The following is a 25,318-nucleotide window of genomic DNA, read 5'->3' as shown; positions in this document are numbered from 1 at the left end:
CCCGGGGGCTCGGCGTGGCTCACACGGCCTTCCTCAGGGTGTAGCCGCGGGGTGTGGCGACGAAGCCGGACTCCTGCAGCGCACCGGCCAGCTCGGTTCCGTAGACGCCCTCGCCGTCGATCTTCTCGACCGTGAGGGTGTCGAGCCGGCGCGCGCGGGCGGTCGCGGCGAGGTCGCCGGCCGCCGCACGCAGCACGTCGCCGTCGTCGCTGAAAGACAGCACGGTGCGTCCTCCGCGTTCGAGGTAGAGCACGAGGGCTCCGTCGACCAGCACGACGAGTCCGCCGGCCTTGCGGCCCGGGCGGTGCGACACGTCGTCGCGTTTCGGCCAGGGGAGGGCGGCGCCGTAGGGGTTCGCGGGGTCGGTGGCCGCGAGGGTGACCGCCGTGCGCGGCGGCGGATCGGCGAGCGCTGCGTAGGTGCGCAGTCGGTCGACGGTGTTGGAAGCCGCGAACTGCGCTGCCCCGAGCCGCTCGATCACGTAGCCGCGGCGGCAATGCCCGGCCTCCTCGAAACCGGCGAGAACCCGATAGGCCTGCGCGAATCCGCCGGGAACCCCTTCGGCCTGCACGGCTCCGCGGGTGACGACGCCGTATCGGTCGAGAAGCAGCCCGGCGGTCACGGTCGCGCGGCGAGCGGCATCCTGCGCCTCGGAACCCGTCGACGCGTCGAGGGCGGGAAGCAGCGACCACCGTCCGCCGATCGAGGTGGGGCGCGGGGCGGTGCGCGTCAGCGATACGCCCCGATAGGCGCGGGCGCGCGGAGCGCGGCGCTTCACCTTGTGCGCCTGCGATCCGCCGGCGAGCAGTGAGCGGATGGGCGCGAAGGTGTCGTTGGTCACGTGCCCCGCCCAGGTGAGCGACCAGAGCGCCTCCCACACGGACTGCTCGTTCTCGGCATGGGTCATCTCCTTCAGCTGCGCCGCGAAGTAGGCGCCGCCGGCGCCCAGCGCCGCCAGCACACGCGCCTCCAGCGAGTCGTCGGCGATCTCGGCATCGGGCTGCGGCAGGGTGAAGGGCGCCAGATCTGCGGGATGCAGCGACACCCAGCCGTCGCGTCCCGGAAGCGTGCCGTGCCCCGACCAGATCACCTCGCCCGCCGTCGTGAGCTCGTCGAGCAGGCCGGGCGTGTAGTCGCGCACCCGTGAGGGGAGCACCAGCGATTCCCAGGCGCTGGCCGGCACCGGCACACCGGCGAACTGCTCGATCACGGAGAGGACTCCGTCGACGCCCTCCACCGGGCGACCGACGTGCTGCCAGTCGGGCAGGAATCGCGCATAGGCCTCGGGCGACACGGGCTCGACCGATCCGCGGATCGCCGCCAACGACCGCATCCGCAGTCGCCGCAACACCTCCGAGTCGCACCACTCGACGTTCTCGCGCGTCGCCGAGGCGGCGGACGGGTCGGGCAGGAAGTATCCGCTCGTGAGTCGCCCCGCGGTCTCGAGCCGCTGCAGCGTGTGGCGGGCGACAGCGGTGCCGATGCCGAACCGCGACGCGACGGCATCCGTCGTGAACGGTCCGTGCGTGCGCGCATGGCGCGCGACGAGATCGCCGAGGGGATCGGCCATCGGCTCGAGGAACGCGACGGGGATGCCGACGGGAAGTGCGGCGCCGAGTGCGTCACGAAGGCGTCCTGCGTCTTCGATCGCGGCGATGCGGCCGACACCCGCGATGGTGACAGGAATGGCGCGTCGGGCAGCGACGAGCTGGTCGAGCAGCGCGGCGGCCAGCGTCACGTCGGCCGACGCGGGCTCAGCCGGTGTGGCGTCGGTGGACGGGGCGTGCTTCGTCGGTGGGGCGGCGTCGGCGGGGGCGGCGTCGGCGGAGGCGGTGTCGGCGGGGGCGGTGTCGGGCGATTCCGGCTGCAGGCGCGCAGCCACCTCTTCGGCGTCGAGCGGACCGAGAAGACGCAGGAGGTCGGCGACACCTTCGAGGCCGCGGGCCCGACGCTCGGGATCGAGCCGCTGTGCCTCACGTTCGAACTGGGCGATGACGGCGGGATCGAGCAGCTCCCGCAGCTCCACCGTTCCGAGCAGCTCGCCCAGCAGCGCCGGGTCGACCGAGAGGGCGGCGGCACGGCGCTCGGCGAGCGGGGAGTCGCCCTCGTACATGAACGCGCCGACATAGCCGAACAGCAGGTCGCGGGCGTAGGGCGAGGGTTGGCCGGGCTGGGTCTCGACCAGCCGGATGCGCCGATCGGCGATAGAGGTGGCCAGCTGCCGCAGCGACGGCAGGTCGTACACGTCCTGCAGCACCTCGCGCAGCGTCTCGAGGATCACCGGGAAGGTCGGATGACGCCTGGCGACCTCGAGCAGCTGCGCCGATCGCTGCCGCTGCTGCCACAGCGGGCTGCGTCGGTTGGGGTTGGTGCGCGGCATCAACAGGGCGCGGGCGGCGCATTCCCGGAACCGCGACGCGAACAGCGCGGAACCGCCCACCTCCTGAGTCACCAGGTGCTCGAGCTCGTCGGGGTCGAACACGAACAGCTCGGCTCCGGGAGGCTCGGACTCGGCATCGGGGACCCGCACGATGATGCCGTCGTCGCTCGCCACGGCCGAACCCTCGACGCCGAGACGCTCCCTCATGCGGGCGTTGATCGCGAGCGCCCAGGGTGCGTGCACCTTCATGCCGTACGGGGAATGCAGGATGACGCGCCAATCGCCCACCTCGTCGTGGCCGCGTTCCACCGTGAGCGTGCGGTCGGTCGGGAGGGTGCCCGTCGCCTCGCGCTGCTCGGTGAGGTGCGCGATCAGGTTGGCACGCGCCTGCTCGTCGAGGCCGGCGTCGATCAACCTCTGCTCCGCCTTGTCGGGGGTCGCCGCGGCGACCTCGCGAGAGAAGCGTCCGAGTGCCTCGCCGAGCTCGAAGGGGCGTCCGATGCCGTCGCCGTGCCAGAACGGCACCTTGCCGGGCTGCCCGAACGCCGGGATGACGTTGACGCGATCGTGGGTGATCTCGGCGATCCGCCAGCTCGTGGTGCCGAGGGTGAACACGTCGCCCACGCGGGATTCGTAGACCATCTCCTCGTCGAGCTCGCCCACCCGCCGACCGGCGCCCTCCCCGGCGACGAACACGCCGAACAGGCCGCGGTCGGGGATCGTGCCTCCGCTCGTGACGGCGATGCGCTGCGCGCCCGGTCGTCCTGTGAGGGTGCCGGCGTCGCGATCCCACACGAGCCGCGGCCGGAGCTCGGCGAACTCGTCGGAGGGGAACCGGCCGGCGAGCAGGTCGAGCGTCGCTTCGAAGGCCGAACGGGGCAGGGACTGGAACGGCGCCGAGCGCCGCACCGTCTCGAACCATTCCTCGACCCCGATGGCCCCCAGGGCGCTCGCGGCGACCGTCTGCTGCGCCAGGATGTCGAGGGGATTGCGCGGCACCTGGATCGCCTCGATCCTTCCCGCCAGCATCCGCTCGGTCACGATCGCGGTGTGCAGCACATCACCGCGGTGCTTCGGAAAGAGCGCGGCGCGGCTGATCTCGCCGACCTGATGCCCGGCGCGACCGACGCGCTGGAGGCCGGATGCCGCGGAGGGCGGGGCCTCGACCTGGATCACGAGGTCGACGGCGCCCATGTCGATGCCGAGCTCGAGGCTGCTCGTGGCGACCACGCAGCGCAGGACGCCGGACTTCAGCTCCTCCTCGACCTGGGCGCGCTGCTCTTTCGACACCGAGCCGTGATGCGCCTTCGCGAGCACGGGCTCGGCGCCCGCTGTCGCGCCGGCCTGGGCCATCATCGCCGCCGGCAGCTTCGTGATGGGTTCCTGAGCCTGTCGAAGGACGCCGATGCGCTCGGCGTAGATCTCGTTGAGCCGGCCGGTCAGTCGCTCGGCCAGCCGGCGAGAGTTCGAGAAGACGATCGTCGAGTTGTTCTGCAGGATGCGGTCGACGATCGCCTCTTCGACGTGCGGCCACACCGATCCCGTCACCTCGGTGTACTCGGCCGCCTCCTCGTCGACCTCGACCGGCGCTCCCGGCGGAGGCGGCGGGTTCGTCATGTCGTCGATGGGTACGACCACGCCGAGCTCGAACGTCTTCGACGCGGGCGGTGCGACGATCTCGACCGGGGCCGCGCCCCCGAGGAAGCGCGCCACCTCGTCGATCGGACGCACGGTCGCCGAGAGGCCGATGCGCTGCGCCGGTTCGTCATGGCCGTGCGATCGGCGCAGCGCGTCGAGCCGTTCGAGGCTGACGGCGAGGTGCGCGCCGCGTTTCGTGGCTGCGACGGCATGCACCTCGTCGATGATCACCGTGTGCACGTCGCGCAGGGTCTCGCCGGCGCGGCTCGTCAACATCAGGTACAGCGACTCGGGCGTCGTGATGAGGATGTCGGGAGGCTCGGCGACGAGCTTGCGGCGGTCGCTCGACGTCGTGTCGCCGGAACGGACTCCCACCGTCACGGCCGGCGCGGGCATGTTCAGGCGGCGGGCGGACTGGCCGATGCCGATCAGCGGCGACCGGAGGTTGCGCTCGACATCGACACCGAGGGCCTTCAGTGGCGAGATATAGAGGATGCGCGTGCGCGACGGGTCTTTCGCGGGGGCGGCATCCGCCTTCTCGATGCGCTCGCGGAACACGCTGTCGATCGCCCAGAGGAATGCCGACAGCGTCTTGCCCGACCCTGTCGGCGCCACCACGAGAGCGTGCCTGCCCGCCGAGATCGCCTCCCACGCTCCGGCCTGGGCGGCGGTGGGCGCGGGGAACGCCCCCCGGAACCAGTCCTGCGTCGCGGGAGTGAAGCGGTCGAGCACGTCACCCATCCCCCCCATCTTCGTCGACACCACCGACATCGGCTTCCGGATTGTCCGACCCCCGGAGCATGCTGTAGGCATGGCGACGCACACCACGAACTACCGCAGCACGTTCATCGAGGTCGCAGAGGACTGCCCGGCCGAGCACGCCGAGGAGCCGCCGACAGGGGAGAAGCCGACCATCGCGGCTCTGCACTATCGGCTGATCGCCGAGAACCCGTACGGACGCACCTCCGACGACGTGGTCTTCGAGACGCACGCGCTGCGTCAGGGCTTCGACCCCGATGATGCCGCGGCACGCGAGGCGTTCTTCGCGAAGGGGCAGCCGTGCCTGCGCTCGTCACCGCTCGGCAAGCGCTACGGATGGGGCATCGACCATGACGCCGACGGCCGGGTGGCGCTCGTCGCGCGCGAGTCCGACGACTATGCGATGCGCGCCGCCGACCCCGCGGTCGCCCACACGAAGGCGATGCGGAGCCGGCGCGCCTGAGCCCTCATCCCGCCTCCCGCAGGCCGCCGTCGGCATCGATCTCGAGAGTGAGATCGAGGTCGAGTCGGGCGAGGAACGCGTCGTCATGGCTCACCACCAGAACGGCGCCGCGGTAGGCCCGCAGAGCTTCGACGAGCTGATCGACCGTGTCGAGGTCGAGGTTGTTCGTCGGCTCGTCGAGCAGGACGAGGTTCGGCGCGGGGTCGGCGAGCAGCAGCTTCGCCAGGGCGACCCGAAACCGTTCGCCGCCGGAGAGCGCTGACACCGGCCGGTCGGCCGTCGCGCCGCGGATCAGGAAGCGGGCCAGTCGGTTGCGCAGCTCTTTCTCCGGAACGTGCGGCGCGGCAGCCGCGATGTTCTCGAACACCGACCGAGTCTCGTCGAGCCCGTCGACCCGCTGAGGCAGATAACCGACGCGATCGGTCAGCGGCAGCGCGGTGAGCGGTCCGCGCACCCGGTGGTGCACGAGATCCTCGAGCAGGGACGTCTTCCCGGCCCCGTTGCGACCGATCAGCGCGACCCGCTCCGGGCCCTGCACGACCCACGAGCGCTCGCCGTCGCCGATCTCGGCGATCCGGCGTATGCGTGAGACCTGCGGATCCGGCAGCTCGATCTTCATCGACGCATCTGAGCGGATGCGGCGTCCCGCCTCGTCGAGCGATGCCCGCGCGGCGTCCTCCTTGGCGCCGACCTCGGTGCGCAGCCGACCGGCCGACACCTCGGCGGCCATCCGACGCCCGTGCGCGATGATCTTCGGCACGCGCTTCTCGATCTCGGCCTTCTTGGCGGTGCGCGCGCGATGGGCGAGCTTGACCTCCGCCTCGATCCGCTGGCGCTTCTCCTTGCGGAACTCCTGCTTCGCCGTCGCCTCGGCCTGCCTCGCCGCATCCTGCTCCGCATCCAGCCAGGCACGCCACGCGGAGTACGGGCCGCCGAACACGTTGAGCGCCTGGGCGTACAGCTCGGCGGTGTCGTCCATGAGCTCGAGCAGCGAGAGGTCGTGGCTCACGACGATGAGCGTGCCCTTCCAGGCGCGCACCATCGCGGCGAGCTTCGCCCTCGCGTCGCGGTCGAGGTTGTTGGTCGGCTCGTCGAGGAGTGTGATCGGCGCCCGACGGAGGCGGATGCCGGCGATCGCCACCAGCACGGCCTCGCCGCCCGACAGCTCCCCGACGCGTCGGTCGAGGAACTCCGGCGCGAGTCCGGCGTCGGCGAGAGCCACGTGAGCGCGCGCTTCGATGTCCCAGTCGTCGCCGACCGCGTCGAAGTGAGCGGGATCGACGTCTCCCGCGCTGATCGCGCGCACGGCGTCGAGGGCATCGGCGACGCCGAGCAGCTCCGCGACACGTCGATCGACCTCGAGCGTCAGCTGCTGCGGGAGGTAGGCGACCTCGCCCGTCGTCGCGACGGTGCCGGACGTGGGCTCGAGCTCACCGGACATCAGCCTCAGCAGCGTGGACTTGCCCGCGCCGTTGCGACCGACGAGGCCGGTGCGGCCGGTGCCGAACGAGCCGGAGACGGAGTCGAGCGCCGTCGAGCCGTCGGGCCAGGTGAAGGTCACGCGGTCGAGCGTGACGGATGCGTGGAGGGTGGGGGTGGTCATGGGGGTCTCCTGTCGAGTGCGGGGTGCACTGACACCGATCGCCCTGCTCGAGGAGCGGACGCCCCGGGAGCGGAGCCGCGAGGAGCGGCGGTCCTCACAGAGACAGAGGGCGGTGGTCGGCCGTGGAGTCGGCGATCGTCGGGTCAGCGCGCGGATGAGAGAGCGCGGAGGCGACGATTCAGATCAAAGGACTTCCAGACACGGCGGACAGGACTCCATGACGATACTCGGGCGTGTCGCGCGTGCGCAACCCCGGGCGGGTCGCGATCGCCGCGCACGTCCGCCGAGCGAGCGATGCCGGATCGCCGCGCCGTCCGTACCGCGCTAGCCCTCGGTCTTCGCGACCCGTTCGAGCCACTTGTCGAGGAACGTCCGCACGTCGCCGAGCTCCTCCTCCGAGATGCTGTGCGTGAGGCCCGTGTACACGCGGCCGGACAGCTCGGCGTGCGCGGGCAGCCACTCGGCCGTGTGCGCCACGAGGGCCGGCGGGATGACGTCGTCGTGCGTCCCCCGCCCCCAGAACACGGGCGGGCCGAGCTCGGCGAGCTCGCCGTCGCGCGGCAGATCGCCGGGTGTGGCGTAGCCGCTCAGCGCGACCACGGCGTCGACACTCTCCGGCGCGAGGCGGAGAGCCTGCAGGGCCACCGCCGCACCCTGCGAGAAGCCCAGGAGGGCGACGGATGCGGCATCCTCCCGTTCCGACCCGAGCCAGCTCAGGAAAGCCTTCGCTGCCGCGGTCACAGCGGTCGAGCTGCGCGCGTCGAGGCCCTCGATCGGGTACCAGGAGCGGCCGGGCGTGGGCCACGGCGGCACCAACGGGGCGGCGACGGATGCCACGGCGATGCCCTCGGGCAGGTACGGCGCCAGGCCGAAGAGGTCGTGTTCGTCGGCGCCGTAGCCGTGCAGCAGCACGAGCAGCGGCATCCCCGTCCGTTCGGTCGTCGACCAGCGCGTGAGCGCGCCGTCGAGCATCAGTTCCTCGCTCACCCCTCCATCCTGCCAGCGGCGTCCGACGTCGTCACGGGTCGGCATTCCGGTCGTCCCTGCGCGGTCGTCAGGGCGGCTGGTAGAAAGGACACATGGCGGTGCGCACACCTGATCCCGATCCCGAACCCGACGACGGCATGGGCGGATTCGGCGACGCGCAGCCCCCGGCGCCCGATGCGAACCCGGGCTGGCTGAGCGAGTTCGAGCTGGAGGAGGCGCGCCGCCGGCTGCCGATGCTGTACGTCGAGGCGGTCCCGGTGCGCACGGACGGTTCGGGGCAGGTGACCGAGGTCGGCATCCTGCTGCGATCCACGCCCATGGGCGAGATCACGCGCACGATCGTCTCGGGGCGGGTGCGCTTCGGCGAGACCATCCGCGACGCTCTGTTCCGCCACGTCGAGAACGATCTGGGGCCCATGGCGTTTCCGCTGCTGCCGCCGCAGCCGCTGCCCTTCACGGTCGCCGAGTACTTCCCGATCCCCGGTGTCAGCGCCTTTCACGACGACCGGCAGCATGCCGTGTCGCTGGCCTTCGTGGTGCCCGTCACCGGCACTTGCGAGCCCCGTCAGGACGCACTCGAGGTGACCTGGTTCTCGCCGGAGGCAGCGGCGTCCGACGCGGTCGCCGCCGAGATGGAGGGCGGCCGCGGAACGCTCATCCGCCTGGCGTTGGCGCACCTCGGCCTGCTGCGCTGACGCGCGCCGCGCCGCGCCGCCCCCGCGCCCCCGCCTCCCCGCCGAGACCCCCGGTTCGCGCCGAAACCCCCGCCTGCTGACGTCAGCAGGCGGGGGTCTCGGCGATAGAGCGGGGTCTCGGCGGAAGAAGAAGGAGAACGGGTCAGGTGTGCGTCAGCCGGGCGAGCTCGGCGACGAAGGCGTCGACGTCGCCCTCCTCGGTGTCGAAGCTGCACATCCAGCGCACCTCGTTGCGGGCCGCGTCCCAGTCGTAGAAGCGGAACGACTCGCGCAGGCGGTCGGCGACGCCGTCGGGAAGCGTGGCGAAGACGCCGTTCGACTGCGTGGGCTGCGTGAACGAGACGCCGCGGATGCCGCCGTCGGCGATGCCCGCCTCGACGGCCGCGCGCAGCCGGGCGGCCATGGCGTTGGCGTGCCGGGCGTTGCGCAGCCACAGGTCGCCCTCGAGCAGCGCGATCAGCTGCGCCGACACGAAGCGCATCTTCGAGGAGAGCTGCATGTTGAACTTGCGGGAGTACACGAGGCCGTCGGATGCCGCGGCGTTGAGCACGACCACGGCCTCGCCCAGCATCGCGCCGTTCTTCGTGCCGCCGAAGCTGAGCACGTCGACGCCCGCGTCGCGGGTGAAGGCACGCAAGGGCAGGTCGAGTGCCGCGGCGGCGTTCGAGAGGCGGGCGCCGTCGAGGTGCAGCTTCATCCCCCGCTCGTGCGCGTGATCGGCGATCGCGCGGATCTCCTCGGCCGTGTAGAGCGTGCCGAGCTCGGTCGACTGGGTGATCGAGACGACCAGCGGCTGCGCGCGGTGCTCGTCGCCCCAGCCCCAGGCCTCGCGGTCGATGAGCTCCGGCGTGAGCTTGCCGTCGTCGGTCGGCACCGTCAGCAGCTTGAAGCCGCCGATCTTCTCGGGTGCGCCGCCCTCGTCGACGTTGATGTGCGCGGTCGATGCCGCGATCACCGCGCCCCATCGGGGCAGCATCGACTGCAGCCCGGTGACGTTCGCGCCGGTCCCGTTGAACACCGGGAACGCCTGCACGCCCTCGCCGAAGTGCCGCTCGAAGACCTCCTGCAGCCGCTGCGTGTAGGCGTCCTCGCCGTACGCCACCTGGTGCCCCCCGTTGGCGTCGGTGATCGCGGCGAGGACCTCGGGATGGATGCCGGAGTAGTTGTCACTGGCGAATCCCCGCACCGCGGGGTCATGCGTAAGGCTCACCGGTCAAGCCTATGTCCCGACGCCGACGCCCGGCGCCTCGGAGGGGGTACCGGATGTCGGAGGCTCGCCCTACCCTCGAAGCCATGGAACGCACCGCTGCGAACACCGCCTTCGGCAACGTGCTCGTCAACACGCTCATCGCGAACGTGACGACGAGCTTCCTGTGGTTCGCGCTCACCTTCTGGGTGTACATCGAGACGCAGTCCGTTCTGGCGACCGGCATCATCGGCGGCGCGTACATGCTCTTCGTCGCGTTCTTCGCGATGATGTTCGGCACCATCGTCGACCGCCACCGCAAGCACACCGTGATGGTGATCTCGAGCGTCATCTCGGCCGGCGCATTCCTCATCGCCGGCCTGCTCTACATCTGGCAGCCCGAGGCGGCGCTGCTCGATCTGGGCGGTCCGTGGTTCTGGCTGTTCTCCGGCATCATCCTCTTCGGCGGGGTGATCGAGCAGCTGCGCAACATCGCGCTGTCGACCACCGTGACGCTGCTCGTCCCCGAGGAGAAGCGCGCCAACGCCAACGGCCTCGTCGGCACCGTGCAGGGCATCGCCTTCCTCGTCACGAGCGTCTTCTCCGGCCTCTCGATCGGCTTCCTCGGCATGGGATGGACGCTGGCGATCGCGATCGCGGCGATGGCCGTGACCTTCGCGCACCTGCTCTTCATCCGCATCCCCGAGGAGAATCCGGTGGCCGACCCCAACGGGGCGGGGGCCGTCGACTTCCGTGGCAGCGTGCGGGCGATCCGGCTCGCACCGGGCCTGTTCGCGCTGATCGTCTTCTCGACGTTCAACAACCTCATCGGCGGCGTCTACATGGCGCTGATGGACCCCTACGGCCTCACCCTGTTCGACGCGCAGATGTGGGGCTTCGCGCTCGCCTTCTCCTCGACGGGCTTCCTGATCGGCGGAGCCCTCGTGGCGAAGTTCGGACTCGGGGCGAAGCCGATGCGCACCATGCTGCTGGTCGTCATCGCGATGGGGCTGCTCGGTTCGGTGTTCATGCTGCGGGAGTGGTGGCCGCTGTACGTGATCGGCATGTGGGCGTACATGGCTCTGGTCCCGCCCGTCGAGGCGGCGGAGCAGACCGTGATCCAGAAGGTCGTGCCGTTCGAGCGCCAGGGGAGGGTCTTCGGCGTCGCAGCGGCGATGGAGGCGGCGGCGGCCCCGATCACCGCGTTCCTGATCGCGCCGCTCGCCGACCTGCTCATCATCCCGTACATGGACAGCGCCGAGGGGCAGCGCCAGTGGGGCTGGCTCCTCGGCGAGGGCGAGGCTCGGGGCATCGCGCTCATCTGCCTGTTCGCCGGATTGGTCATGGTGGTCGCGGCCACCCTTGCCTTCTTCACCCGCTCGTACCGCAAGCTCACCGACCTGTACGCCACGACACCGGGCAACGACCCGCAGGCCGGCTCCGACCCACGGGTCGACTCCGACGCGCAGGTCGACTCCATAGGGCAAGCGGAATCGGCGGCGGATGCCGTGCCGACAGCGGATGCCGTGCCGGCGGGTGAGTCGGTTCCCACCGGTGAGTCCGCGCCAACGGGAGGGCCCCCCACCGCGGCGGCGCGAGCGACCGCGGTGGGTTCGTCCTCCCCTTCCCTACCATCGGCACGATCCTCCGAACCGGAAGACGACCCCGCCGCATCGGAGGCCGCGAGCCCCCGATGAGCGTCTCGTCGGCCGAGCTGCGGATCGTGCCCGCCAACGAGGCACGCTGGGACGATCTGCAGGCGATCCTCACCGGGACCGCCGGTCGGTGCCAATGCGAACGGCAGCGGCTCGGAGACGGCGACTGGTGGCACATGCCCGTCGAGGAGCGACGCGACCTGCTGCGCAGTGAGACGAACTGCGGCGAACCGCGCGCCCCCGGCACGGTGGGACTCGTCGCGTATCTCGGCCCCGATCCCGTGGCGTGGTGCGCTGTCGATCGGCGCAGCGTGTACGGCCGCCTTCGCGGCTCGTCCGTACCGTGGAAAGGGCGAGCCGAAGACAAAGACGACGACGGCGTCTGGGCGATCGCCTGCCTGATCGTGCGACCGGGCTTCCGCGGCAGAGGGTTGACGCACGATCTCGTCTCGGCCGCCGTCGATCACGCCCGCTCTCGCGGCGCGACTGCCGTCGAGGGCTACCCGATGCTCACCGGTGGCTCGGCCGTCGCCTGGGGCGAGATGAACGTCGGATCGGTCGGCGCCTTCACCGCCGCGGGCTTCGTCGAGGTGACCCACCCCACCACGCGGCGAGTGGTGATGCGCCGCGAGTTCTGATCGCCGGCAGACCCAGCCTCCGAGTTGGCATCCAGCGCCGGCTGCGCCGGGTGCGGATCAGAGATCGATGACGCGGTCGTTCAGCTCGGCGGCATCCGTCTCCCACAGCGAGAGCACGGCGGGCACCAGCGCGGCGACGTCGAGTCCTTTCGCCCGGAAGACGACGGATGCCGCCTCGAGGGGTTCACCGGCGTCGCGAGCCGCTTTCGCGTATCCCTGTGCGACCGCTCGTGCCCAGGCCTCGCTCGCCGCTTTCACCGAGGCATAGTTGGCGCCCCCCGCGAGGGGGCGCGCGACCGCCGTCGACGACACGATTGCGAACCGCCCGGCTCCTGAGGCGCGCAGTGCCGTGTCGAAGGCGCGGCTGGTCGCCCGCACCGCCTTGAAGGCGGGCAACAGCGCGTCGAGGTCGTCGTCGGACTGTCCGGCGAGCCCGCCGCCCCCACGCCATCCGCCCACCAGCGGGATCACCCCATCGACCGCGCCGAGATGCTCGGCCAGGGCCGTCATGTCCTCGAACGAGGCCGCGTCGGCGACCAGGGCCTGTGCTCCGGCATCCGATACGGGCGTGAGACGCTCCGGCGAGCGCCCGGTCGCGATGACCCGTGCGCCGCGCGCGACCAGGGCCTCCGTCAGCGCGATGCCCGACGCGCTCGTCGCCCCGGCGAGCAGGATGGTGCGCTCGGTCACACTCATGTCTGCCTCTCTTCCGTCCGCATCCGCATCCGCGACCGCATCAGCATCCGCGCACGAATCTCGGAGAAATGCACGTTCCTCGCACGATCCTGCCGGATTCGTCCGAGGAACGCGCCATTCTCCGAGGTACGCGCCCGCCTCAGTCGTCGGTGCCGCGGATGCCGACCGTCGACTCGATCACGGGCTTCATCTTCTTGTCGAGCGCCTCGAAGAACATCGACAGGGGGAACTCGTCGTCCAGCACCGCATCGGTGTAGCCCTTGGGGGCGCCGGAGAGGATCTCGTCCGACAGGCCGCGAGCCCAGTTCGAGGCGGGATGCGGCGTGAGCACCGAGCGCACCAGGTCGTACGCCGCGAGCCAGTGCGCCGTCTTCGGCCGATCGATCGATCGCCAGTACAGCTCGTCGATCGCATCGCCCAGCGCGACGACGGCATCGGGCACGGCGTCCCAGTCGAAGGCCAGGGCCGTGTCGGTCCAGTGCAGCACCCCGCGCTGGTGCAGCCAGGCGAACAGCAGCTGCCCGCCGAGGCCGTCGTAGTTGCGCACGCGGGTGCCGGTGATGGCGAAGCGGAAGATGCGGTCGAAGATCACCGCGTACTGCACGAGCGGCGCGTGCTCGAGCATCTCGCGCTCGGTCGCCGCGAGCTCCTCGCCCTCAGCGAGCCGCGCCGAGAGCGCGCGTTCGATCTTGACCGATTCGCGGAACGCGGTCAGGTCGCACCGCAGCTCCTCCAGCGAGTAGAGGAAGAACGGCATCCGCTGCTTGATCATGAACGGATCGAACGGCAGGTCGCCGCGCATATGGGTGCGATCGTGGATGATGTCCCACATCACGAACGCGCGCTCGGTGAGCGCCTGGTCGTCGAGCATGGCGGCGGCGCGCTCGGGAAGGTCGAGCTTGGTGATCTCGGATGCCGCGCGCGTGACGCGACGGTAGCGCGCGGCCTCGCGGTCCTGGAAGATCGCTCCCCACGTGAACGAGGGGATCTCGCGCATCGCGACGGTCTCGGGGAACAGCACGGCGGAGTTCGTGTCGTAGCCCGGCGTGAAGTCGACCAGGCGCAGAGAGACGAACAGCTTGTTGCCGTAGTCGCCGGCTTCGAGCGCGGCGATGAACTCCGGCCAGATCGTCTCGACGATCAGCGCCTCGACGAGGCGGTCGCTCGAGCCGTTCTGCGTGTACATCGGGAAGACGACGAGGTGACGGATGCCGTCGACGCGGTGCTCCTGCGGCTGGAAGGCCACGAGCGAGTCGAGGAAGTCGGGCACGCCGAAGCCCTCGGCCGCCCACCGCTCGAAGTCGACGACGGATGCCGCCAGGTAGTCGGCGTCGTGCGGGAAGGCCGGGGCGAGTGCGCGGATGGCGGCCGTGATCGCGGTCACGAGCTCGCGAGCCTTCTCGTGGGTCGCCGAGCCCGCCGAGGCGTCGGGGATCGATCCGTCCTTGACCTGGAGGTCGCGGAGCTCGATCGCGGCGTTCTTCAGCTGCATCCAGGCCGCGGACGTCTCGGCTGTGGAGGCGTCCTCCACGACCTCGGGTTCGCCGACGATGGCCGACACAGCGGGGGTGTGGGCGGAAATCATGGACATCGGAACCTCCGATCGCAGTGTTTTCAGGAAATATTCCGGCCATTCCGGAACGCTGACGATAATCTTACAGGCATGGATGATTCTGTCGACCGTGCCATCGTCGCGGCGATCGCGCGCGACGGCCGAGCGACCCTGGCCCAGCTGTCCGACTCCGTCGGCCTGTCGGTGTCGGCGGTGCAATCACGGCTGCGGCGTCTCGAGACGCGGGGAGTCATCTCGGGCTATCGGGCGATCCTCGATCCCGAACTCGTCGGCACTCCTCTGTCGGCGTTCATCGAGATCACGCCGCTCGACCCGGCGCAGCCCGACAACGCACCCGAGCTGCTCGAGCACCTCGACGCGATCGAGGCATGCCACTCCATCGCCGGTGACGCCAGCTACATCCTGTTCGTGCGGGTGGCCTCTCCGCGGGCCCTGGAGGAGCTGGTGCGTGACGTCCGCACCGCGGCGAACGTGAGCACCCGCACCACCGTGGTGCTGCAGACGTACTACGAGCACCGTCCGATCATCCCCGTCGCGACTGGGGAGTGAGGCCGTTCAAAGCACGGCGCCGACCATCGCCTCCCCGAGCGGGGTGCGCAGGTGCAGCATCCGGACTCCATCGCGCCGGCTCGAGACGAGCCCCGCCTCCCGCAGCACCGACAGGTGATGCGACGCCGTCGACACCGCGATACCCGCGTCTCGCGCGACCTGCGACGTCGTTCGGGAGGTACCCGCCCGCAGCAGGATCGCCGCGCGCGCCGGGCCCAGCAGCGCCCCGAGTGCGTCGGCGATGTCGGTCTCGTCGCGCGACCATCCGGCGGTCACCCCGCGCGCGGGGTAGAACAGGGTCGGCTGCGCGGGCGGCTCGGTCAGGACCATGCAGCCCCACGACGACATGACCGACGGCACGAGCACGAGTCCACTGCCGCGACAGTCGACCATCTCGCTGTGCCGGCGCAGCGAGACCCGCACCGCACCGCCGCCCCAGGTGACCTGTTCGTGCAGGTCGCCGGCCATCGACGCGATGCCGCCAGTGGCGATGACGCGCGCACGCACCGCGACGTCGGCGCGCAGCAGTCGCTCGAGCTGAGGCCAGACCGGCGCGAGCGCCGCGTCCCACACCTCAGCGCAGGCCTGGGCGATGGCGGCCCGCGCCCTCCGGGGATCGGCCCGCATCTCGCGCAGTGCGCGCTGGCGGGAGCCGCTCGACCGCTGCACCATCTTGCCCAGGTCGACGCGCATCGGCGTCAGCGGCGCGGATCGCAGAGCCTCGAGCTCATCCTCCGGGGTGAGATCCCATCGCGGCGCGGTCGTGAGGAAGTCGGGCATGTATCCGTCGGTGCCGATCACGCCGGCGAGCAGGCGGAAGCTCTCCCGCGGAAGCCGGTCTCGCACCGCGCGCAGCCAGCCCCACTGCAGCGGATGCCGCTCGGGTCGCAGCAGCACGCGCACCGCGTGGGCCAGCTCGTGACCGGGCGAGATGCCGAAGCGCACGGCCTCGACGTCGCCCGGACCGAGGTGGAACTCGACGCGGTGATCCGGGTGGTCGACGCCCTCCACCGGACCTGTGTTTCGATGCACATCGAAACTCTAGGGGCGAGCGGGGAGCCTGTCGAGACTGGACCCATGAACACCACCGAACGTCCGCAGGGAGTCGTCGCCGCCGCCGACATCCGCATCGGCACCGGCCGTAGCCGCCGGTTCGTGGGCGCCGAGCACGACGCCGACATCTCGTACTTCTTCGTCGAGAATCAGCCCGGCGAAGGTCCCGGCCTGCACTGGCATCCGTACTCCGAGACCTGGGTCGTGCTCGAGGGCACGGTCCGCATCACCCGCGGGGACGAGACGTTCCTCGCCGGCGAAGGACACACCGCGACCGTGGCGCCCTTCGTGCCGCACGGCTTCGTGAACGCGGGGACGGGGCTGCTCCGCATCCTCTGCATCCACGCGTCGGCCACCATCATCCAGACGTTCCTCGACGAGGACTGAACACAGGAGGACAGCATGTCGTTCCAGGCATACCTCGACAAGGTCGAGACCCAGACCGGGCTCACCCCGCGCCAGTTCATCGAGAAGGCGAAGGAGCAGGGGTTCGACGAGACCACGAAGTCGACCGTCGTGCTCACCTGGCTCAAGGAGGAGTACTCCCTGGGCCACGGTCACGCGCAGGCGATGGTGCACGTGATCCTCAAGGGGCCCAAGATCGCCTCCACCCATGTCGGCTCGAGCGGGTCGCACGCCGACAAGAGCGACACGCTCTGGCTCGACGGCAAGGACACGAACCCGAACCGTTGAGGTGGTGCGGGTCCCTGAGTTCGTCGAACGGCCCGCATCGCGGAGGACAGTAGGATTCCCTGCGTGGCAGCATCCTCACAGCGCAAGAAGAAGAGATCGAGCGCGAAGCGCACATCGGCGCATGTCAGCGGGAACCCGGCCAAGCGCGTGGGCGACCCGGGCCGACGCGCGGTCCTCGACGCCGGTCCCGTCACCGTCCGGGACTGGATCGGCGCCGCCCGCCTGCGCACCCTGCCGCTGGCCGTCGCTCCCGTCGTGATCGGCACCGGCGCCGCCCGCAGCACCGGACCGGAGTTCCACTGGGTGATCGCCCTCGCCTGTCTCGCCGTCGCCGTCCTGCTGCAGATCGGCGTCAACTTCACGAACGACTACAGCGACGGCATCCGGGGAACCGACGCGCACCGGGTCGGACCCGCCCGCCTCACGGCATCCGGTCGGGTGAAGCCGCGCACCGTGCTCGTGATCGGCCTGGTCTTCTTCGTGCTCGCCGCCGGTGTCGGTCTCGCGATCGTCGTGCGCACGGGCCAATGGTGGATGCTGGCCGTCGGCGCCGCGTGCATCGTCGCCGCCTGGTTCTACACGGGAGGCAAGCGACCCTACGGCTACTACGGTCTGGGCGAGGTGTTCGTCTTCGTCTTCTTCGGGCTCGTCGCCACACTCGGCACGACGTGGGTGCAGATCTTCGACCTGCCGCAGCAGGCCTGGCTGGGAGCGATCGCCGCCGGTCTGTTCGCCTGCGCGGTGCTGCTCGCGAACAACCTGCGCGACATCGACCAGGACCGCCTGGTGGGCAAGCGCACGCTCACGGTGCTGATCGGACGCCGGGCGACGCAAGTGCTCTTCACGCTGTTCGTGTTGGTCCCGTTCGGTATCGCCGTGTTCCTCGCCCTGTTGTTCCCCATCGCCTGGATCGCTCTGCTGGCGCTGCTCGCGGGGCTGCCCGCGATCCTGATCGTGTGGACGTACCGTCAGCCGCGCGAGCTCGTCATCGCCCTGGCTCTCACATCGCTGACGGCGCTGCTGTACGCGGGCGCCCTCTTCTGGGCGTTCGTCGGCTGACGCCGCAGCATCGCGTGCCCCGCGCTCGCGTCGCTCCCCGCGCTCACACGAGTCGGCAGGTCGCGGGCAGGGTGGGGTGATCGGTGTCAGGCCCGGGTGTCGCCGTCGACCGCCTCGTCTTCGGCGTCGGCATCGGCCTGAGCAGCCGAGGTGCGGGTCTGGCGGCGCTCGTACAGCCGGGTCGAGGCGTCGGTCAGCGGAGCCCGCAGGAACAGCATCGAGATGCTGACGCCGATGAGGGCGGCGAAGATCGCGGCGAGCCACCAGAACTCGCGGAAGATCGGGAAGAAGAACCACAGGATGCCGAGCGGGACGAGGAACGCCAGCAGCCGCAGCACGGTGTACACGAGGAAAGGCGCGGTCTTCTTCACCGCACCATTCTAGATTCGCCTTCCTATGAGCGCTCCGGCGGCCGGTCGTCGATGCCGAGCCGGGCGAACGGGATGCCGCGCACGACCCGCCGCCAAGGATGCTCGCCGAGCGACCAGAGCATCCGCTCGTCGAGGTCGAGCGCGAGGTCTTCGCATCCGACCGGGAGCGGCTCCGGGTCGCGCTCGAGTGCCTTGCGGCCTCCGCTCCAGAGCACGCCGGGGCGCATCCGGGCGGACTGCGACACGAAGTAGCGGTCGCCCCAGCGCACGGCGCCCTGCATCGACCGGATGCCGGGGGAGAAGCGGTCCTCCTCCCGGAAGCTGGAATCGGCATCGTCGGGGAGCGTGAACTCTCCGATGCTGCCGTTCTCATCGGTGCGGTACTCGCCGATCAGCACACGCCGCAGGGGCTCGCCCTCGGTGTCGAACACCCGGCCGAGGTAGGAGCAGCGCAGGTCGATCGGGTGCACCCGCCTCCGCACCGCGACGAGCGCGCTCGTGGGCCAGCCCCGGCCGGCGGAACCGGCGAGGTGCCGGGCGAGCGACCCACGCACGCGACGGATGCCGGCGAGGTCGAACTCCCAGATCCCCTTCCCGGTCGCCGCGACGAACAGGCGATCCTCGAACCAGGCGAGACCGCCGGCGTGGATGGGCGCGGGCGCGAGTTCGCCCTCGTCGACGGCGAGGAGGATGTCGAGGTGCCGGGAACGCTCGAGATCGATGAAGGACACGCGCGATGCCAGGTGCCGCCGGGTGGCATCCTGCCGGAACCAGCTCACGGCCACCGTCCGTCGCCCGCGCCACGTGCCGAGGTCGATGCCCTGCGGATACCAGCGGGGAGTCCAGGAGCGAGCGCTGAGCCAGCGCAGGTCCACGGTGTCGCGCCGCTTCTGACGCACGGGGCGCCAGGTCGTTCCGAACGGCCAGAGCATGCTGTCCATCGTCGCACGGTGCCGGATGCCGGACGCTCGGCGGCGTGTCGGTGCCAGCGGCAGCCCGACACGCCGGCAGCATCCGGAATCCGGCACAGAACCCGATCGGCCGGGACTTCTCACGGGGGTGGCCCGGGCACCTCAGCTGCTGCGCCTGATCGCCCGCACGCCGACCACGAGTCCGACGAGGGCGACGGCGAGCGCCGACACCCAGCCCCAGAGCACGGTGATGTCACCGAGGTCTCCGGCGAACAGGGCGCGCTCGGCCTGCACGACCCAGTTCACGGGGTTGACCGATGCCACGACCCGCATCCAGTCGGGGGCGTCGTCGAGGGGCAGCAGCATGCCCGAGAGGATCAGCAGGGGGAAGATGAGGGCCTGCTGCACGCCCCAGAACAGCCATTCGCGATCCTTGGTCGCGAGTGCCAGCGAGTACGACAGCGAGCCGAGACCCACCCCGAACACGGCGAGCAGCGCCAGGCCCACGAGCAGACCGACGACGTCGGCGGCGAATCCGAACGGCCAGGCGATGACGACGATGACCAGCGCCTGCACCACGATCGGCGCGATCTCCTTGAGGGCGCGACCGACGAGCAGCGACGACCGGGCGAGGGGTGCCACGAGCGTGCGCTCGTGCGAGCCGGTCATCATCTCGTACTGCAGGTTCGAGCCGGTCGCCCCGGTGCCGAAGAGCACGATCATCACCAGCACCCCGGGAACGAACCAGGCGAGGGTCTCGCCGGCCGGCCGGCCGGAGTCGCCGATGAGGAGCGGCGCGAACAGCCCGAGGAACACCAGCGGCTGCAGCAGGCTGAAGATCAGGGTGAACGGATCGCGCAGCACCGGCTTCAGCTCCCGCGTCAGCACGTTCTTGGTGTCACGTGCCAGATGCGGGCGCACGAGCGTGTCGATGGTGGTCATGAGAGCACTCCTGTCTTGTCGGTCGAAGTCGCGGTCGGGGTGGCGGCCTCGGCCGCTGGATCGTCGGATGCGTCGCCGCCGGCATCCGCCCCTTCCCCGGCTTCGCGGAGCGTGCGGCCCGTGAGGGCGAGGAACACGTCGTCGAGAGTCGGCGGCACGCCGGTGGCGCGGTGCACGGCGATGCCCGCCGCGTCGAGCTCACGCACGACGACCGGGAGCAGGCGGTCTCCGTCGGGTGCGGCGAGGGAGAGGGATGCGCCGTCGACGGCGACCTCGGCGGTGCTGAGCCGCGCGACGATCGATCGAGCGGATGCCGCCGCCGCAGCATCCGCGAACCCGAAGGTGAGCACGTCGCCGGCGAGCGTCGCCTTGAGGGCGGTCGCGTTGTCGTCGGCGATGATGCGGCCCTTGTCCATCACCATGACGCGCTCGGCGTAGCGATCGGCCTCTTCCAGGTAGTGCGTCGTGAGGAAGACCGTCGTGCCGTGCTGGGTGCGCAGGTCGAGGATGTGCTCCCACAGGTTCGCCCTGCTCTGCGGATCGAGTCCGGTCGAGGGCTCGTCGAGGAAGATGAGCGGCGGAGCGTGCATCAGTCCGAGCGCGATGTCGAGCCGCCGCTTCTGGCCGCCGCTGAGCTGCTGCACGCTGCGTGCGGCGAAGGACGCGAGGTCGAGCGAGTCGATCAGATCGTCGGCGCGCAGCCGGCTGTCGCGCTTCGACATCCCGTAGAAGGCGCCCTGGCTCAGCAGCTCGTCGCGCACGCGCTGCGAGAAGCTTCCGCTGGTGAGCTGGCCCACGTATCCGATCCGAGCACGCACGCCGGCGGCGTCGGTGCGGATGTCGTGTCCGACGACGCGGGCCGTTCCGGAGGTGGGCGGGATGAGCGTGGTCAGCATCCGCAGACTGGTCGACTTTCCCGCTCCGTTCGGTCCGAGGAACGCGACGAGCTCGCCGCGCGTCGCTGCGAAGGAGAGGTCGGTGACGGCATCGACCTTCTTCTTCTTGACGGTGAAGACCTTGGTCAGGCCCTCGGTTTCGATGATGGGTTCGTTCGTCATGCCTTCACCGTACGAAGCAACCAGGACAGATCCTGTCCTCGATCTCTGCGAATCTTGTCGTATGTCCGACACCACCTCACGCGCCCTCTCGCTGCTCAATCTGCTGCAGACGCACCGCCACTGGCCCGGAACCGAGCTCGCCCGGCGTCTCGGTGTGACCGAGCGCACGGTCCGGCGCGACGTCGATCGCCTGCGCGAGCTGGGGTACCGGGTCGAGTCGACGCCGGGCACCGCCGGGGGCTATCGCCTCGAGGCGGGCAGCGCCGTGCCGCCCCTCCTGCTCACCGACGACGAGGCCGTGACGATGGCGATCGGACTGCGGGTCGCCGCCACGCAGCAGCTGGTCGGCGGCCCGGAGGTCACCCTCACCGCCCTCGCCAAGCTCGAGCAGGTGCTGCCTCCGGCACTGCGCCGGCGGGTCGCGGCGCTCGCGGCATCCGTCCAGCCCGCGGGCATCGGCGGTGCGCCCGTGGTCTCTCCGGTCGTGCTCGGCGAGATCGCGCTCGCGACACGCGACACCGAGCGGCTGCGCCTCCGCTACGTCGATGCGAGCGGAGGGGAGAGCGTGCGGCGCGTGGAGCCGCACGCCCTCGCGCCGGCGGATCGCAAGTGGTTCCTGCTCTGCTGGGACCTCGACCGCGACGACTGGAGGACGTTCCGCGTCGACCGGATCCGCTCGGTCGAGCACACGAGAGTGCTGTTCCCACGCCGGGCGATCAGCGACGAGGAGATCGAGGAGCGCGTGCTCATCGCCACCTCGTGGTCACCGCAGAGGATCGAGGGCGACGCCGTGATGGAGCTGCCGTTCGAGGAGATGAGGGAGCGGTTCGGGCCGTGGTCGCAGGGAGCCACGGCGGAGGGCGTCGATCGCACGCGCTGGCCGATCGGCGGCTCCGACTGGCGCGAGGCGATGTACGCCTACCTGTGGATCCCCGAGGGGGTCGAATACACGATGACGTTCCCGGAGCCCGATCGCTCCGAGCTGCGCGAGGCCGTGCAGCGCCTGCTGCGAGCACTCGATGCGCCGCCTCCGCCGCCGCGACGCTGAGCTTTCCGTCAGACGATGCTCGGAGGATTCGCGTCGCCCCACCGCTGGAATGTCTGCACCGACCAGAACCAGGCGAAGAGGAGCAGGGCGACCGTCTCGCCGACGAGCACCAGGGGGAGATGCCCGAGAGCGTCGTGGAGGAGCAGCACGGCGATCAGCATCACCAGGTCGGCGATCATCAGCCCGGCGATCCACCGGTACGCGCGTCTCTGCCGCGCGGTGGGCGGGGTCTCGCTGGTGTCGGGGGTGCTCCGGGCATGCAGGATCGGGACGATCGCGAAGATCGCGAAGAAGATGAGCGTCACGGCGAAGTGGATGCCGCCGGGGAGCGACAGCACGTTCAACGGGAACCCCGAGCGGATGCCGGGCAGGAAGGCGAGCCCGGCCATCAGGGCGGCCGTGCCGATGGCGATCGCCGACACGAGTGCGGTGCCGGGAGCGACGATCCCCCGCCGCCGTCGGATGACCGCCATCGTGACGACGAGCGTCGGCACCACGACGGCATAGGCCGCCACGCCCGCGCGGACGTCGTCGAGATAGACCGCGGGCACGCATTCCGTCGTTCCGGGACACGTGAGGTCGCCGATCGGATGCCGGGGGTCGATGCCCGTGGGCACCAGGGCGATGAGCGGGGCGAAGACCGCCGCGACGTCGAGCAGCACGGTCGTGCGATCGCGCCCCGACAGCGCCAGGAGTGCCAGTGCGGCGGCGATCAGAGCACCGACGAACACGTCGCGCGCGGGTGTGTAGAAGTAGTGGCTGATCGACGGCAGCAGATTCCATCCCAGGCGAAACGGCTCCCACGACGCCACGACGGTCTGGATGGCGACGCTCACCAGCAGGGCGAAGACGACGAAGACCAGCGAGAGCCGCAGGTAGCGATGCGTCTTCTGGCCGGTGGTGGCGGCGTCGTCGGGGTCGGCCATGCTCGTGACGCTACACCGGTGCGCCGACGGCGGCGCGCGTCTCGGGGCGACCGGGTGCGTCACGAGCCGACTCGCCGGGTCATCTCGGGCAACGTTCCTGGCGGTGCGGTCCGCGGGCCGGTAGCGTCGGGGTCATCGCGGCGATCCGGGCGGTCCCGGGCCCCGGCTCATATCCGGAGGCGTTGCGGGTTCGACTCCCGCCGTCGCGTCCATTCCCCCCTCCCCCCCCCGCGACGCGGGCGCACCGGTCCCCTCTCGACGAGGGCACGGGCGGCCGCGCCGTGGCTGTGCTCAGTCCTTCCCGCCCCCGCGGACCAGCTCGAGCCCGGCGCCGGCGAACTGGCGCAGCGTCGCATCGGGGAGGAAGGCCCGGGTGAGCGCCGGGCCGATGCTGGCCAGGTCGCTCTCGTCGCGGAACAGCAGGTGCATCGTCTCGTAGCGCGGGTGGAACTTCTCTTTGAAGCGGTGCAGCGAGCCGAAGCCGTAGACGGGCTCCAGGGCCTCGGCGAGCTTGTCGCTGAGCGCGGCGATCATTCCGGCATCCGGCGGGTAGTCGTGTGCGAGCGGAGCCCCGGAGAGCGACATGATCTCGGCTCCCTCGTCGGAGAACTGCTTCGCCGACGATCCGATGAGGAACTCCATCACGGGGCCGAAGCCGCCCTCGCGCCGGCGCATGAGATCGAGCGTCCACCCCTTCACCACGCCCCCGTCGCCGTAGACCGGCAGCCACGACAGGAACCCGTCGATGTCGCCGTTCGGGGCGAGCGCCAGGGCGAGGCGCACCTCGGGATCCTCGGCCTCCTCCAGCGTGCCGAGCGTGAACCGCATCTCGGGCAGGTCCTTGTCGCCGACCCACGCCTCCGAGATCGCCCGCAGCTGCGTCGTGACCCCCCAAGGCTCGTCGGCGAGTCGCGTCATGCGGAACGTCATGCCCTCGCGACCCGCCCGGTTCAGCGACGACCGCACCGAGTTCCACCGCTTGCCGGTGAACTCCAGGCCCGGCAGATCGACGATCGTGTCGTCGGCGACCACGAGGTTCCGCCATCCGGCGGGCACGGCGGCACGTGTCGCATCGTCGGCGCTGAAGAAGCACGGCACGAGGCCGGCGTGCTCGGCCGTGCGGATGAAATCGGCCACGGCCTCGGCCCGGCTCTCGGCCGGCCCGATCGGATCCGCGAGCGCGAGCGCGACCCCGGCGCGCCGCTGATACGCGACGATCCCGCCGCCGGCGACCCGCGCGTAGCTGTTCCCCTCCCACGTGGTCATCCACGAGAGAGTTCCGCCACCGTGCGCGCGCAGGGCGGTCTTCACATCGTCGACGGTGGGCGCCGGCGGGATGCCGAGCATCGAGCGGCGCCGCGAGCGGAAGGCCCGGCGCACCCTTACCAGGTAGATCAGCACGAGCACCCAGAGGAAGCCGTTCGCGAGCGCGAGCTCGGTCTCGCCATCCCACCGCAGGTCGAGCTGCGCCTGGCTGAAGACCGTGATGAGGGTCAGCACGAGGGCCGCGACGAGCACGTTGAACAGGCCGAGCAGGATCGCGAGCACCCACGCGAACCGCCGCCCCCGCCGCAGCCCGTTCACGAGCACGAGGATCACGACGAGGTCGATCGCGAGGTCGATGAACCCGCCCGAGACGGGCTCGGTGGGCCCGAAGGGGCCGTCGGTGGCGATGAGGGTCGTGATGATCTCGACCGCGCCCAGGACGAGGATCGCGACCACGGCGATGAACCGCTGCTCCCGGACAGTGGTGTGCCGCACCCGCAGCGACCGGTCGACGGCGAGGATCAGCAGCACCGCGAGCAGGTGCTCGAGATCGGCGACCTTGCCCCAGAACAGCATGGCGATGAAGACGAAGCCGAGCAGGATCAGCCATCCGCGCACGCGCCACGGCGGGCGGAACAGGCCGACGGCCGCGGCGATGCAGGCCATGGTGCCGCCGGATGCGCCGACGTCGAGCGCCTGCGCCTGCGTCTGCGCCCACGCCCACGGGAAGGCCGACACGATCCAGAGCGTGAGCGCGGTGGCGAAGATCGCGAACAGCTGGCCGACCCAGTAGTAGGCGAGGGCGACGCGCGATCCGCGCCGGAACTCGAGGTACGCCATGCCCCAGAAGCCCGAGAGGGTGAAGATGTACACCCACGGCTCGTTGACGAAGAACGTGCCCGTGAAAGGCGTCCACCACCGGCCCTCGGAGAGGTTCGGAAGGCCGTAGGCCACGTCGGTGAACAGCGCGGTCTTCTCGAACGGCGTCCACAGCCCCTGCCAGACGACGCCGACGATGAGGATGAGCACCACCATGGTCAGGGTCGCGGGCATGCGCCGCAGGGCGGCGAAGACGGGGGAGGGCGTTCGCGTCGGGGCCTCGCTCATGCGCTCAGCGTAGCGACTGTCGGCGGCGGAGCCCACGGCCGCCGACGCGCCTACACTGGAGG

22 protein-coding genes and 1 tRNA gene are annotated in these 25,318 nt (G+C 70.7%); 10 read left to right on the top strand and 13 right to left on the bottom strand.

Going from position 1 to position 25,318, the window contains the following annotated elements; all coding sequences use genetic code 11:
* Positions 1-19 precede the first annotated feature (19 nt).
* On the bottom strand, positions 20-4,759 hold the full coding sequence (locus AB3M90_RS14805) for an Lhr family ATP-dependent helicase (RefSeq protein WP_412953291.1): 4,740 nt from the start codon (positions 4,757-4,759) through the stop codon (positions 20-22).
* Positions 4,760-4,829: 70 nt separating this feature from the next.
* Between AB3M90_RS14805 and AB3M90_RS14800 the strand changes: the two genes are divergently transcribed.
* On the top strand, positions 4,830-5,240 hold the full coding sequence (locus AB3M90_RS14800; RefSeq protein ID WP_412953289.1) for a DUF6157 family protein: 411 nt from the start codon (positions 4,830-4,832) through the stop codon (positions 5,238-5,240).
* Positions 5,241-5,244: 4 nt separating this feature from the next.
* Here AB3M90_RS14800 and AB3M90_RS14795 read toward each other — a convergent pair whose 3' ends face one another.
* The gene (locus tag AB3M90_RS14795) at positions 5,245-6,843 is read right to left on the bottom strand and encodes an ABC-F family ATP-binding cassette domain-containing protein (protein WP_412953287.1); all 1,599 of its coding nucleotides are present in this window, start codon (positions 6,841-6,843) and stop codon (positions 5,245-5,247) included.
* A gap of 324 nt (positions 6,844-7,167) precedes the next feature.
* The gene (locus tag AB3M90_RS14790) at positions 7,168-7,830 is read right to left on the bottom strand and encodes an alpha/beta hydrolase (protein WP_412953285.1); all 663 of its coding nucleotides are present in this window, start codon (positions 7,828-7,830) and stop codon (positions 7,168-7,170) included.
* 92 nt (positions 7,831-7,922) lie between these two features.
* Between AB3M90_RS14790 and AB3M90_RS14785 the strand changes: the two genes are divergently transcribed.
* Positions 7,923-8,525 (top strand): DUF4916 domain-containing protein, encoded by a 603-nt coding sequence (locus AB3M90_RS14785; RefSeq protein ID WP_412953282.1) that lies wholly within the window; start codon positions 7,923-7,925, stop codon positions 8,523-8,525.
* A gap of 142 nt (positions 8,526-8,667) precedes the next feature.
* Here AB3M90_RS14785 and AB3M90_RS14780 read toward each other — a convergent pair whose 3' ends face one another.
* The gene (locus tag AB3M90_RS14780; RefSeq protein ID WP_412953280.1) at positions 8,668-9,735 is read right to left on the bottom strand and encodes a threonine aldolase family protein; all 1,068 of its coding nucleotides are present in this window, start codon (positions 9,733-9,735) and stop codon (positions 8,668-8,670) included.
* 83 nt (positions 9,736-9,818) lie between these two features.
* On the opposite strand from AB3M90_RS14780, the gene AB3M90_RS14775 reads away from it, so the two are divergent.
* On the top strand, positions 9,819-11,408 hold the full coding sequence (locus AB3M90_RS14775; protein WP_412953277.1) for an MFS transporter: 1,590 nt from the start codon (positions 9,819-9,821) through the stop codon (positions 11,406-11,408).
* A complete protein-coding gene (locus AB3M90_RS14770; RefSeq protein ID WP_412953274.1) occupies positions 11,405-12,004 on the top strand; it encodes a GNAT family N-acetyltransferase in 600 nt (199 codons plus the stop codon). The genes AB3M90_RS14775 and AB3M90_RS14770 overlap by 4 nt, the downstream gene beginning before the upstream one ends.
* A 57-nt stretch (positions 12,005-12,061) precedes the next feature.
* Here the strand turns inward: AB3M90_RS14770 and AB3M90_RS14765 are convergent, their stop codons facing one another.
* Together AB3M90_RS14765 and AB3M90_RS14760 are read right to left on the bottom strand one after the other, a co-directional pair.
* A complete protein-coding gene (locus AB3M90_RS14765) occupies positions 12,062-12,700 on the bottom strand; it encodes an SDR family NAD(P)-dependent oxidoreductase (protein WP_412953271.1) in 639 nt (212 codons plus the stop codon).
* Positions 12,701-12,839: 139 nt separating this feature from the next.
* Complete coding sequence (locus tag AB3M90_RS14760; RefSeq protein WP_412953269.1) at positions 12,840-14,291, bottom strand: DUF6421 family protein; 1,452 nt, start codon at positions 14,289-14,291, stop codon at positions 12,840-12,842.
* A gap of 72 nt (positions 14,292-14,363) precedes the next feature.
* On the opposite strand from AB3M90_RS14760, the gene AB3M90_RS14755 reads away from it, so the two are divergent.
* Positions 14,364-14,822, top strand: a complete 459-nt coding sequence (locus AB3M90_RS14755) for an Lrp/AsnC family transcriptional regulator (protein WP_412953267.1) — start codon at positions 14,364-14,366, stop codon at positions 14,820-14,822.
* Positions 14,823-14,828: 6 nt separating this feature from the next.
* Here AB3M90_RS14755 and AB3M90_RS14750 read toward each other — a convergent pair whose 3' ends face one another.
* Positions 14,829-15,854: an ArsR/SmtB family transcription factor gene (locus AB3M90_RS14750; protein WP_412953264.1), complete on the bottom strand. Its 1,026-nt coding sequence runs from the start codon at positions 15,852-15,854 to the stop codon at positions 14,829-14,831.
* Between the two features lie 45 nt (positions 15,855-15,899).
* On the opposite strand from AB3M90_RS14750, the gene AB3M90_RS14745 reads away from it, so the two are divergent.
* From AB3M90_RS14745 to AB3M90_RS14735, 3 genes are all read left to right on the top strand, one after another.
* A complete protein-coding gene (locus AB3M90_RS14745; RefSeq protein WP_412953262.1) occupies positions 15,900-16,262 on the top strand; it encodes a cupin domain-containing protein in 363 nt (120 codons plus the stop codon).
* Between the two features lie 15 nt (positions 16,263-16,277).
* The gene (locus tag AB3M90_RS14740) at positions 16,278-16,568 is read left to right on the top strand and encodes a DUF4287 domain-containing protein (protein ID WP_412953260.1); all 291 of its coding nucleotides are present in this window, start codon (positions 16,278-16,280) and stop codon (positions 16,566-16,568) included.
* Between the two features lie 63 nt (positions 16,569-16,631).
* Positions 16,632-17,627 (top strand): 1,4-dihydroxy-2-naphthoate polyprenyltransferase, encoded by a 996-nt coding sequence (locus AB3M90_RS14735; RefSeq protein ID WP_412953258.1) that lies wholly within the window; start codon positions 16,632-16,634, stop codon positions 17,625-17,627.
* An 86-nt stretch (positions 17,628-17,713) separates the two neighbouring features.
* Here the strand turns inward: AB3M90_RS14735 and AB3M90_RS14730 are convergent, their stop codons facing one another.
* The 4 genes from AB3M90_RS14730 to AB3M90_RS14715 all read right to left on the bottom strand — a co-directional run bounded on the left by AB3M90_RS14730 (position 17,714) and on the right by AB3M90_RS14715 (position 20,909).
* Entirely contained in the window at positions 17,714-17,998 is a 285-nt protein-coding gene (locus AB3M90_RS14730; RefSeq protein WP_412953255.1) for a DUF4229 domain-containing protein, read from the bottom strand.
* A gap of 23 nt (positions 17,999-18,021) precedes the next feature.
* Positions 18,022-18,939, bottom strand: a complete 918-nt coding sequence (locus tag AB3M90_RS14725) for a hypothetical protein (RefSeq protein ID WP_412953252.1) — start codon at positions 18,937-18,939, stop codon at positions 18,022-18,024.
* Between the two features lie 132 nt (positions 18,940-19,071).
* Positions 19,072-19,851 (bottom strand): ABC transporter permease, encoded by a 780-nt coding sequence (locus tag AB3M90_RS14720; protein WP_412953249.1) that lies wholly within the window; start codon positions 19,849-19,851, stop codon positions 19,072-19,074.
* Positions 19,848-20,909, bottom strand: a complete 1,062-nt coding sequence (locus tag AB3M90_RS14715; protein ID WP_412953247.1) for an ATP-binding cassette domain-containing protein — start codon at positions 20,907-20,909, stop codon at positions 19,848-19,850. The genes AB3M90_RS14720 and AB3M90_RS14715 overlap by 4 nt, the downstream gene beginning before the upstream one ends.
* 61 nt (positions 20,910-20,970) lie before the next feature.
* On the opposite strand from AB3M90_RS14715, the gene AB3M90_RS14710 reads away from it, so the two are divergent.
* On the top strand, positions 20,971-21,957 hold the full coding sequence (locus AB3M90_RS14710; RefSeq protein ID WP_412953245.1) for a helix-turn-helix transcriptional regulator: 987 nt from the start codon (positions 20,971-20,973) through the stop codon (positions 21,955-21,957).
* An 8-nt stretch (positions 21,958-21,965) separates the two neighbouring features.
* Here the strand turns inward: AB3M90_RS14710 and AB3M90_RS14705 are convergent, their stop codons facing one another.
* Complete coding sequence (locus tag AB3M90_RS14705) at positions 21,966-22,883, bottom strand: hypothetical protein (protein WP_412953243.1); 918 nt, start codon at positions 22,881-22,883, stop codon at positions 21,966-21,968.
* A gap of 136 nt (positions 22,884-23,019) precedes the next feature.
* Between AB3M90_RS14705 and AB3M90_RS14700 the strand changes: the two genes are divergently transcribed.
* Positions 23,020-23,095 (top strand) — tRNA-Met (locus AB3M90_RS14700).
* Positions 23,096-23,174: 79 nt separating this feature from the next.
* On the opposite strand, the gene AB3M90_RS14695 is transcribed toward AB3M90_RS14700, so the two are convergent.
* Entirely contained in the window at positions 23,175-25,256 is a 2,082-nt protein-coding gene (locus AB3M90_RS14695) for a bifunctional lysylphosphatidylglycerol flippase/synthetase MprF (protein WP_412953241.1), read from the bottom strand.
* Positions 25,257-25,318: the final 62 nt, after the last annotated feature.

This window comes from Microbacterium martis (genome assembly GCF_047246685.1).
In the GTDB taxonomy this organism is placed as follows: Bacteria; Actinomycetota; Actinomycetes; order Actinomycetales; family Microbacteriaceae; genus Microbacterium.
This window is presented reverse-complemented; position numbering and strand designations above follow the sequence as displayed.

What these genes read in the sequence shown, in the direction of transcription:
- AB3M90_RS14805 (WP_412953291.1), bottom strand. Translation starts at nt 4,759, where the DNA reads ATGGGTGACGTGCTCGACCGCTTCACTCCCGCGACGCAGGACTGGTTC.
- AB3M90_RS14800 (WP_412953289.1), top strand. Translation starts at nt 4,830, where the DNA reads ATGGCGACGCACACCACGAACTACCGCAGCACGTTCATCGAGGTCGCA.
- AB3M90_RS14795 (WP_412953287.1), bottom strand. Translation starts at nt 6,843, where the DNA reads ATGACCACCCCCACCCTCCACGCATCCGTCACGCTCGACCGCGTGACC.
- AB3M90_RS14785 (WP_412953282.1), top strand. Translation starts at nt 7,923, where the DNA reads ATGGCGGTGCGCACACCTGATCCCGATCCCGAACCCGACGACGGCATG.
- AB3M90_RS14775 (WP_412953277.1), top strand. Translation starts at nt 9,819, where the DNA reads ATGGAACGCACCGCTGCGAACACCGCCTTCGGCAACGTGCTCGTCAAC.
- AB3M90_RS14770 (WP_412953274.1), top strand. Translation starts at nt 11,405, where the DNA reads ATGAGCGTCTCGTCGGCCGAGCTGCGGATCGTGCCCGCCAACGAGGCA.
- AB3M90_RS14765 (WP_412953271.1), bottom strand. Translation starts at nt 12,700, where the DNA reads ATGAGTGTGACCGAGCGCACCATCCTGCTCGCCGGGGCGACGAGCGCG.
- AB3M90_RS14760 (WP_412953269.1), bottom strand. Translation starts at nt 14,291, where the DNA reads ATGTCCATGATTTCCGCCCACACCCCCGCTGTGTCGGCCATCGTCGGC.
- AB3M90_RS14755 (WP_412953267.1), top strand. Translation starts at nt 14,364, where the DNA reads ATGGATGATTCTGTCGACCGTGCCATCGTCGCGGCGATCGCGCGCGAC.
- AB3M90_RS14745 (WP_412953262.1), top strand. Translation starts at nt 15,900, where the DNA reads ATGAACACCACCGAACGTCCGCAGGGAGTCGTCGCCGCCGCCGACATC.
- AB3M90_RS14740 (WP_412953260.1), top strand. Translation starts at nt 16,278, where the DNA reads ATGTCGTTCCAGGCATACCTCGACAAGGTCGAGACCCAGACCGGGCTC.
- AB3M90_RS14725 (WP_412953252.1), bottom strand. Translation starts at nt 18,939, where the DNA reads ATGGACAGCATGCTCTGGCCGTTCGGAACGACCTGGCGCCCCGTGCGT.
- AB3M90_RS14720 (WP_412953249.1), bottom strand. Translation starts at nt 19,851, where the DNA reads ATGACCACCATCGACACGCTCGTGCGCCCGCATCTGGCACGTGACACC.
- AB3M90_RS14715 (WP_412953247.1), bottom strand. Translation starts at nt 20,909, where the DNA reads ATGACGAACGAACCCATCATCGAAACCGAGGGCCTGACCAAGGTCTTC.
- AB3M90_RS14710 (WP_412953245.1), top strand. Translation starts at nt 20,971, where the DNA reads ATGTCCGACACCACCTCACGCGCCCTCTCGCTGCTCAATCTGCTGCAG.
- AB3M90_RS14705 (WP_412953243.1), bottom strand. Translation starts at nt 22,883, where the DNA reads ATGGCCGACCCCGACGACGCCGCCACCACCGGCCAGAAGACGCATCGC.
- AB3M90_RS14695 (WP_412953241.1), bottom strand. Translation starts at nt 25,256, where the DNA reads ATGAGCGAGGCCCCGACGCGAACGCCCTCCCCCGTCTTCGCCGCCCTG.